Here is a 796-nt window from a genome sequence, read left to right on the forward strand (position 1 = left end):
GATTTGGTAAATCCCATGTCTATCGAAGGAAATTTTTTGACATTAATAAAATTGATACACAACTATTCTTTGGCGAAGACAGTCTATTTATTGTTTCTATAAAAAATGAATCATTAAGTTGGCCTGATCTTCCTATCTATCGTATTTATGGGATGAAAAAGTGTGACGGATATTTATATGGATTAACTTGGGGTAAGAGAGAATTATATTCATTTTCTGATTTGCTCAAAACCCGTTATGGTTCTATCGATAAGTTTCGCGAGATATATCTGAATGATGTCAGAGATAACCTTAGTCTTATGGGCGACGAGTATAATGGAATAGCATTATATCCTAATGATAAACGTGGAATGCAATCTTTTTTAGAAAAAGACTATGTGATCTATGAAAGATATAATCCTGCTGATACGGTAGGAGTATTAAATAGATTTGTGTCATTAGTTTCGACCTATACCTTGTTGAAGGAAAAACAGAAAGATCTGCTTGAAGATAAAATAATGGAAAGGGTTCGTTATAATCATACGATGAACATAGTGAAAAAGGAGGTAAAAGATTATATTCCTTCAGAAATAATTTTATATGGGGCGGATATAACAGTCTTGTTGTCCAGTGTACTAACAGAATCACAATATAAGGTGGTCTATTCTGCGCTTCAGAGTTGTAATTCTTACAGGCGTGATGCTATATTTGGTCTGCACTTATTCAGATCTCCTAAAAATATATGGGACGATGGCGATTATGCTACATCGTATGAAGATATGTTGAAGGAAACGGCAAATAATCTTTTGAATCATGT

At 33.3% G+C, this 796-nt stretch carries 1 protein-coding gene; it reads left to right on the plus strand.

Annotated elements, in window-relative coordinates; translation table 11 throughout:
• On the plus strand, nt 1-796 hold a 796-nt coding region (locus HMPREF2794_RS25665), incomplete at both ends, for a hypothetical protein (RefSeq protein ID WP_168166636.1).

The sequence above is a fragment of the Bacteroides sp. HMSC067B03 genome, assembly GCF_001811315.1.
In the GTDB taxonomy this organism is placed as follows: Bacteria; Bacteroidota; Bacteroidia; order Bacteroidales; family Bacteroidaceae; genus Bacteroides; species Bacteroides faecis.